The sequence below is a fragment of the Leisingera sp. F5 genome (assembly GCF_001593695.1).
Genome location: NZ_LUKH01000304.1, coordinates 1 through 2,978, shown reverse-complemented (window position 1 = coordinate 2,978; position 2,978 = coordinate 1). Strand labels below are relative to the sequence as shown.

Annotated in this window: 3 protein-coding genes; 2 read left to right on the top strand and 1 reads right to left on the bottom strand. The window is 58.8% G+C overall.

Translation table 11 applies throughout. From position 1 onward, the window contains the following. A partial coding sequence (locus A2I95_RS29295; protein WP_291735546.1) for a hypothetical protein occupies positions 1–314 on the top strand: 314 nt, incomplete at its 5' end. Between the two features lie 190 nt (positions 315–504). Here the strand turns inward: A2I95_RS29295 and A2I95_RS29290 are convergent. Beyond that, positions 505–1,107 (bottom strand): DUF1629 domain-containing protein, encoded by a 603-nt coding sequence (locus A2I95_RS29290; RefSeq protein ID WP_027259836.1) that lies wholly within the window; start codon positions 1,105–1,107, stop codon positions 505–507. 300 nt (positions 1,108–1,407) lie between these two features. Here A2I95_RS29290 and A2I95_RS29285 point away from each other — a divergent pair. Next, positions 1,408–2,978: SulP family inorganic anion transporter (locus A2I95_RS29285; protein WP_291735544.1), on the top strand; the 1,571-nt coding region annotated here is incomplete at its 3' end.

Here is a 2,978-nt window from a genome sequence, read left to right as displayed (position 1 = left end):
ACCCGAGCCGCCGATCACGGCAATCATGGTTTCACGGGGTTCTGCTGCGGTCACGTGCTGCCCTCCTGATGCTGTTGTCTTGGATATGCGCAAGCGGCGCCGGATTTGGCAAGAGCAAGGTGATAAACCGGGGGTGGCAAGCGTGCATCCTCTGTGCACCGCCCGTGCACCGGGAGGGGGCCGCGGGCGCGGGAGCCTCCGGCGGGAGTATTTTCGGCAAGATGAAAGAGAGAAGGGTATTTGCGCCGGATGATCCCGGTCAGCGCCGCCGCGCCGAGGGCGGTGGCGATCCGGCCAGCGTTAATAACATCTAGTGCGGTTGCCAGAGCTGCTTTCTGCGCCAAATTTGCCCGGGCTTGCTGCAATGGCCGTTCCGCTGCATTGAGGGTTTCACGCTTGGCCCTTGTAGGCAGGGTTCAGACCTCGGACCAGATCGAGTCGGCGCGGAAATAGGAAATTCCTGCTTCTTCCATCGACGCAAATAGGGAAACAGAAACGAACACCCTACGCCCTGAAAAGTATCGCAAATCGAGCCAAGCTGTTAGGCCGCTGACCGCGGATTTCCGCAACTTTAGACGTACTGGATTTTTTCCCAATGTGTGTCCAGCGATGTTTGCCATCCACTGGTCCACCTACCGTTTTTATGCCTTCCGACGTTGGATCAATTGCATCAACGACCTTGTGAACCCACCAAATATAGCGGGTGCCGTGTACTGATCCGTCCTTGTTCAGAATCTCGACTGGAGAGAATAGCCAGCCATCGTGCTCTGACTGGTGGTTTTCGATCACCGACTTGAGCTTTGAGCTCACCAAACTACCGTGTGAGTATTCATTTTTGCAGCCTGGAATTGACTTTGTATAGTCCGGTAACTCCTTGCCTTTGGTCATGCATAGTTTTTGAGGCAAGAACTCCGCCCGCCAAGGACGCTCTGAGCGCCGGAATTCAATTAAGTAGCCGTCGTGGGTTTCCTCCAAAGCGGCCATTTCTTCGGCTTTGAGCCAATCTTTACCGGCTTGGACCCGCAACTGATCCGCAGGGTCACAGAGTTCCAAACGAAACTTGCCGTAGAATTTGGGATCGCTGCTTTCTCGCAGAACCTTTGCCATTGCGCTTTCTCCCGTTGAGCTCGAATTGACCCCGCTGTTTAGGAGGTTGAAGCACATTGGCTGGTTGACCGCAATCTGGGCGGTTGGCTTTGATGATTAACAAACGCTAAAGTTTAGCGCTAGCGCTTTTGACTAAATGTTTCGCGCGCGAAACATTGGGGCAATATTGCTGACCTGTTTGCGGCTTTGCGGTGCGGACCCCTTTGCGGAGGGGGCGCCAGCACCCCGCGCCCTTGCCCCGTTGGCGTATTTCCGCTAGGGGCGGGCGCAACACCCTTCCTCCCGAGTACAGGTACCCCCATGAGACGCGCAGCCATGGCTTTGCTGGCCAAGCAGATTTCCCCGCCCAACCTCTCCATCATGCAGGACGAGGGCTTTACCGTGGCCCGCGTGCGCACTGAATTGCTGTCGGGCCTCACCGTGGCACTGGCGCTGGTGCCCGAAGCAGTGGCCTTTGCCTTTGTTGCGGGCGTGCATCCGCTGGTCGGGCTTTATGCGGCCTTCATGGTGGGTCTGATCACCGCAGTGTTCGGCGGCCGGCCGGGGATGATCTCGGGCGCGACGGGTGCCTTGGCGGTGGTGATGGTGGCGCTGGTGGCGCAGCACGGGGTGGAATACCTCTTTGCCACAGTGGTCCTGATGGGGATCCTGCAGATCATCGCGGGTGTGATGCATTGGGGCAAGTTCATCCGGCTGGTGCCGCACCCGGTGATGCTGGGTTTTGTGAACGGCCTGGCGATCGTGATCTTCCTGGCGCAGCTGACCCAGTTCAAGGATCCGGAGAACACCGAGGCCTGGCTGGCAAGCTCGCAGTTGGTGATGATGCTGGGGCTGGTGGGGCTGACTATGCTGATTATCTGGGGCACGCCAAAGATCACCGCGATCATTCCGGCACCGCTGGCGGGGATCGGCATTGTTGCAGCACTGGTGATTGCCGTTGGAATTGATGTGCCGACCGTAGGAGACATGGCCTCGATCAAGGGCGGGTTCCCCTCTTTCCATAATCCTTTTGGAAGCGGCGAAGGCCTTTATGGCGCTGCCCTGGCGCCGTTCACGCTGGAAACACTATGGATCATCCTGCCTTATGCGGTGATCCTGGCCGCCATTGGCCTGATCGAGAGCCTGCTGACCCTGAACCTGGTGGGCGAGATCACCGGCAAGCGCGGCGGTGCCAGCCAGGAGTGCATTGCGCAGGGCGCGTCCAATGTGGTGACCGGCTTTTTTGGCGGCATGGGCGGCTGCGCAATGATCGGCCAGTCAATGATCAACGTGAAATCCGGTGGCCGGACACGGATCGCGGGCATTGCTGCAGCGCTGTTCCTGCTGGCGTTTATCGTTGTGGCTTCGCCGCTGATCGAGCAGATCCCGCTGGCGGCGCTGGTGGGTGTGATGTTCATGGTGGTGATCGGGACCTTTGCCTGGAACAGTTTCAAGGTGATGACCAAGGTGCCGCTGATGGATGCCTTTGTCATTGTGCTGGTGACCGTGGTGACGGTGATGACCGACCTGGCGATTGCGGTTGTGGTGGGCGTGATCGTCTCGGCGCTGGCCTATGCCTGGAACAATGCGCGCCGCATTCATGCCTATACCCGCGAATCCGAAAGCGATAAGGGCGCCAAGGTATATGAGATCGAGGGGCCGCTGTTCTTTGGCTCCACCGACGGATTCATCGAGTTGTTTGACGTGGCGGGGGATCCGGATCATGTGATTGTGGACTTTGCCCGCAGCCGGGTGGTCGACCAATCAGCCTTGCAGGCAATCGAAGCGCTGGCGGGCAAGTATGAGGCCGAGGGCAAATCGCTGGTCCTGCGGCACCTCAGCCGCGACTGCCACCAGCTGTTGACCAAGGCGGGGCATCTGATGGTCGATAG

Coding starts and splice junctions, on each gene's coding strand:
- A2I95_RS29290 (WP_027259836.1), bottom strand. CDS start 1,107: ATGGCAAAGGTTCTGCGAGAAAGCAGCGATCCCAAATTCTACGGCAAG.